Source organism: Longimicrobium sp. (assembly GCF_036554565.1).
Taxonomy (GTDB): domain Bacteria; phylum Gemmatimonadota; class Gemmatimonadetes; order Longimicrobiales; family Longimicrobiaceae; genus Longimicrobium.
Genome location: NZ_DATBNB010000225.1, coordinates 1 through 4,944 on the forward strand (window position 1 = coordinate 1; position 4,944 = coordinate 4,944).

Here is a 4,944-nt window from a genome sequence, read left to right on the forward strand (position 1 = left end):
GTGCAGCTGGGCAGCCCCGAGACCACCACGGCGGCGTTCGAGCGGGCGCTCGGGCACGCCAACCAGGGGCTGGCGGCCATCACCGGGACCACGGCCGACGACATCCGGGTAAGGTCGGCGCTGCAGGTGACGCGCGGCCGCATCCTGATGAACCTGAACCGCCCCGCCGATGCCGCGGCCGCGGTGGCGGGGGTGCTGACCACCTTCACGTACCGGACGCTGCACTCGGCGGCCACCGAAAGGAACTACATCTGGCTCCGCAACCTGCAGGAGCGCCGGTACAGCGTGGGGAACAACGAGGGGGGCAACGGCCTGAACTTCGCGACCGCGGGCGACCCGCGCCTTCCGGTCACGGCGTCGGGTGTCCGCGACGACCAGGGCACGCCGATGAACAGGCAGGGGCTGTGGACGGCGCAGGAGACCCCGGTGATCATCGTGGGGGGTGTCGAGGCGCGGCTGATCGAGGCCGAGGCGCAGCTTCGCGCGGGGGGGGCGACGGCGGCGCTGGCCACGTTGAACGCCACGCGGCGGGCGTTCTTCACGACGGCCCAGCTTCCCGACCTTGCCCCCGCGGGTACGGACGCGGGCCGGGTAGACCAGCTCTTCCGCGAGCGGGCGTTCTGGCTCTTCGGCCGCGGCCACCGCACCGGCGACCTGCGCCGCCTGATCCGCCAGTACGGGCGGCCGGCGAACACCGTGTTCCCCACGGGCGCCTGGCACAAGAATGGTTCCCAGTACGGCACCGACGTGACCATGCCGAACCCGTCGGCCGAGCTGAACAACCCGAACGTGCAGCAGCTCTGCATCGACCGGAACGCCTGAGCCAGCGGGGTTCCACGGAAAGCTCCGGCCCCTCGCGGGGGGCCGGAGCTTTTTCATGCCCGCATCAAAGCTGTCTGCGAGGCGCGTCCGGCGTTGCACCATTTTGCAGAATGATGCATAATGGGCCACCCGCGCTTTACTTCCGCATCCACCTGGCGGTGCCGTTTGCCCGCTTTCCTGGTCATCGATGCCGCGCCCGAGACGCTCGCGGCCGCCCGTGAGGCGGCCGGGGGGCGCGTAGACGTGCGCGCCGCCGCATCGCTGGGCGAGGGGCTGGAGATGCTGCGCGCCCGGAAGTGGGACGCCGTGCTGCTTTCGCTGGACTTCGAGGCGGCGGACCTGGCGCTGGTTTCCCGGCTGGCGGAATCGGGGGTGCAGCCGAACTCCGTGGTGCTCACCTCGTCGCGGCCCACCATGCAGGCGATGGTGGAATCGTCGCGCCTGGGGGTGCTGGGGCTGATCGCCGCCCCCGTGAACGCCGACGAGCTCGCGGCGCTGCTGCGCGAGGTGTTCGCGGGCGAGGACGTCGTTTCGCTTCCCCCCGCGGATGCTCCCGCCGACGATGAGGAGACGGCCATCGGCGCCAGCCCGCCCATGCTGGAGGTGTTCCGCATGGTGGGCCGGGTGGCGGGGAGCGCCGCCACGGTACTGGTGCTGGGGCAGAGCGGAACGGGCAAGGAGCTGGTGGCGCGCGCCATCCACCGCAACAGCCCCCGCTCGCCGGGGCCGTTCGTGGCCATCAACTGCGCGGCCATCCCCGAAAACCTGCTGGAATCGGAGCTGTTCGGCCACGAGAAGGGCGCCTTTACCGGCGCCATCGCCCGCAAGGTGGGCCGCTTCGAGCGGGCGCACGGCGGTACGCTCTTCCTGGACGAGATCGGCGACATGTCGCTGCCGCTGCAGAGCAAGATCCTGCGGGCCCTCCAGGAGCGGGAGATCGAGCGGGTAGGCGGCGAAGGGCGGATTCCCGTGGACGTTCGCGTGGTGGCGGCCACGCACCGCGACCTGCGCTCGGCCATCGCGGACGGGGCGTTTCGCGAGGACCTGTACTTTCGCCTGGCCGTGGTGACGCTGAACCTTCCCCGGCTGGCGGACCGCGGCACCGACCTGGACCTGCTGATCCGCTTCTTCGTCGCCCGCTACGCCGTGCGCTACGGGCGCCCCCTGCGCGGCGTCAGCCGCACGGTGATGGACCTGCTGCATCGCCATCCCTGGCCCGGCAACGTGCGCGAGCTGAAGAACGTGCTGGAGCGGGCCGTGCTCCTGGCCCGGGGCCCGGTCCTGCTTCCCGAGCACCTTCCCCTGGACCAGCTTCGCAGCCACACCGGCGATCCAGCCGCGGAGAACGCGTCCCCCCTCCCGGGCTACGCGCCCGAGATGTCGATGGCCCAGGTGGAGGCGCTGCACATTCGCGAGGTGCTGCGCCTGGTGCGCGGCCACCTGGGGCGCGCCTCGGAGGTGCTCGGCTTTCACCGCAACACGCTCACGCGCAAGATCCGGGAATACGAGCTGGAGGATGCCGTCCGGGCGTGACCTCGTGGGATGCGGAACGAGGACCCCGCTTTTTGGTGGGGCCTGCCCCTTTTTTGTGCAGACCGGTAGTCGACGGTTTGGCGCAGGCGCGCGCAAGTTGAGCAATGACGCGGACTTGCACGCTTTCGCGCCCGGGCACGGCCCGTGCAAACACAGGCACCATCTCCGATCCGCATATCCACCGACAGGAGCCCATCCGTGACCGCTCGCCGCACGCTCGCCCTTGCCGCCGCCCTCTTCGCGCTGGCCGGGTGCTCTGATTCTTCTCAGCCCATGCTGTCGACCCCGGCGCCCGCCGCCGAGTCGCTTACCGGAACCGTCAGCGTCAACGGCCTGCTGCAGTTCGCGGGTACGCCCAGCCTGGTGGGCACGCGCCACGCCGAGAAGCGGATCATCGCGGCCCAGGGCGGCTTCGTGGAGCTGAACGGCTTCCGCGTCGACATTCCCGCGGGCGCGCTGCCGGCAGACACCACGGTGACCATCGACCTGCCCGCCGACGAGCTGCTGGCCAAGCGCCTGGTGGCCGAGTTCGGGCCCCACGGCGTGCAGTTCAACACCCCCGTCACGCTGACCTTTCCGCTCGGCGGCGTGCTGTGGAACGGCAACCCCGTCGAGGTGGCGCGCTGGGAGAACGGCGCATGGACCTCGCTGGGCGGGAGCGTGAACGCCCTGGGCACCGCGCTGTCGGGAACCACCCCGCGCTTCAGCACCTACGGGGGCAAGTACGTGCTGGCGGGCGGCTGAGCTGACGCCCTTTCGACCGCTCCAGCAGTCCTCATGAGCAAGCAGTCTCCGCCCCACCTGCTGGTGGAGCGCGCGCTCGCGCTCGTTCCCGACTACGAGGATTTCCTCCCCCTGAGCGACGCGCTGATCGTCGCATCGCGGGTGGACGCCGACAAGGTCTGGGCGCGCTCGGGCGGGTACGCCACCGTAGGCAAGCGCGTGGTCGACACCGACCGCGTGGAAAAGCTCATGCAGGTGGTCCTGGAAAAGAACCAGGAGCGCCTGCGTGAGCTTTTCGGGCTGGTGCTCGATGCGGTGCGCGAGCAGCAGGCGGGGAACCCCGCGGCCGCCGCCGGCCTGCTCATCCGCGCCGGCGAACTGGAAGAAGCCGAGGGGCGGCTGGACAAGGCCGACCGCGTGTACCGGCAGGCGCTGGACATCGCGCGCGACCTGCGGGCGAAGGACACGCACGCGCTGGCGCTGCGCCGGCTGGGCCGCACCGCGCGGACCGCCGGGCGGCTGGACGAGGCGCGCACCTGGTACGAGCAGAGCTATCACCTGGCGCTGGACGGGATGGATGCCGTGGGCCAGGTGATCGCCTGCCAAGGGCTGGGCAACGTCTGCGACGACCGCGGGGAGCGCGACCGCGCGCGGCAGTGGTGGGAGGCGGGGCTGGAGATGGCCGCCGGGCTGAACGCGCCGGAGCTGGAGTGGCCCCTGTTCGCCAACCTGTCCGTGCTCGCCATGCTGCAGGGCAACCTCCCCGAGGCCGAGCGGCTGCTGGGGCGGGCCCGCGAGCGGATGGAGGCGGGCGACGTTCCCGGCGGGCACATCTACTGGCTGAACAACCGGGGCCTCCTGCTGCTGGAGTACGGAGACGCGGCGGGGGCCGAGACCATCTTCCGCGAGGCGCTGGCCGAGGCCGAGGGAAGCTGGAAATTGACCATGCGGGTGAACCTGGGCGAGTCGCTGCTGCGGCAGGGCCGGCTGCTGGAGGCCGAGGACGAGGCCCGCCGCGCGGAGGAGATCGCCATCGTCCAGCGGCTCATCACCGACCTGGTGGACGTGTACTCGCTGCTGGGCTCCATCGCCCGCGAGCGGTGCGACGACGAGGGATTCGTCTTCTACGAGCAGGCGCTGCGCGTGTGCCACGAACGCGGCCTGCCGCGCAAGACCGAGGCGGCCATCCTTCACGGCAACGGACGCTTTCACCTGGCCTGCGCCCGCGACGAGGAAGGGCGCGCGTACCTGGAAGCCGCGCGCGAGATCTACCGCGAGCTGGGCTTTGCGCAGGAGCTGGCGCGGGTGGAGGCCGACATGGCGCGCCTGGTGCCCGAGCCGGTCTGATCAGCGGCGTCGGGCAGGGGAAAAGCAAAGGGGAGCCGCGGGCGCGGCTCCCCTTCGTGCGTCTGCGTTCCGTTGGCCCCGGCTTCGCTCAGCGGGGGTCCTGGACAGCGCGCTCTACGTCGCGGAGCAGTTCCTTCGCGCGCTTGCCGGAGCGCGCCACCATCTGTTCGCGCCGGCCTGCCGCGTCGGTGATGGTGATCGTGATCACATCCCGGTGCACCCGGTGACGCGAGGCGCGCGTCTCCCAGGCCACGACCGCCACGGTGAGGAGTCCCGCGGCGATGCTTCCGTACCCGACTACGTCATCGATCAGCATTCTGTACCTCCGCGTGAGCAAGATAAACGCAGCCAGCGCCTACAAGGATCGTTCCGGCTAAGGCCTGGAGCGAGGTCGTGAAGATGGCCGCGGGATCGGGGTCGGCGGTGGCCTTGATCGCGGCGAAGTAGAACGACGTCGCCAGGATGAGGATCATGCAGACCCCGCCCGCGACCAACCGGGCCACCGGGTGCTCGCGGCCG

At 71.0% G+C, this 4,944-nt stretch carries 6 protein-coding genes; 4 read left to right on the plus strand and 2 right to left on the minus strand.

Annotated features, from left to right (window positions below; genetic code table 11):
- From VIB55_RS06155 to VIB55_RS06170, 4 genes are all read left to right on the plus strand, one after another.
- The coding region (locus tag VIB55_RS06155) for a RagB/SusD family nutrient uptake outer membrane protein (RefSeq protein WP_331875790.1) at positions 1 to 822 on the plus strand (822 nt) is incomplete at its 5' end.
- Between the two features lie 165 nt (positions 823 to 987).
- Positions 988 to 2,355, plus strand: a complete 1,368-nt coding sequence (locus tag VIB55_RS06160) for a sigma-54 dependent transcriptional regulator (RefSeq protein ID WP_331875791.1) — start codon at positions 988 to 990, stop codon at positions 2,353 to 2,355.
- A gap of 198 nt (positions 2,356 to 2,553) precedes the next feature.
- Positions 2,554 to 3,099 (plus strand): hypothetical protein, encoded by a 546-nt coding sequence (locus VIB55_RS06165; RefSeq protein ID WP_331875792.1) that lies wholly within the window; start codon positions 2,554 to 2,556, stop codon positions 3,097 to 3,099.
- Positions 3,100 to 3,132: 33 nt separating this feature from the next.
- Positions 3,133 to 4,425: a tetratricopeptide repeat protein gene (locus VIB55_RS06170; RefSeq protein WP_331875793.1), complete on the plus strand. Its 1,293-nt coding sequence runs from the start codon at positions 3,133 to 3,135 to the stop codon at positions 4,423 to 4,425.
- Between the two features lie 88 nt (positions 4,426 to 4,513).
- Here VIB55_RS06170 and VIB55_RS06175 read toward each other — a convergent pair whose 3' ends face one another.
- Positions 4,514 to 4,741, minus strand: a complete 228-nt coding sequence (locus VIB55_RS06175; RefSeq protein WP_331875794.1) for a hypothetical protein — start codon at positions 4,739 to 4,741, stop codon at positions 4,514 to 4,516.
- Positions 4,728 to 4,944 (minus strand): hypothetical protein (locus VIB55_RS06180; protein WP_331875795.1); only part of this gene is annotated, 217 nt, incomplete at its 5' end. The genes VIB55_RS06180 and VIB55_RS06175, both read right to left, overlap by 14 nt.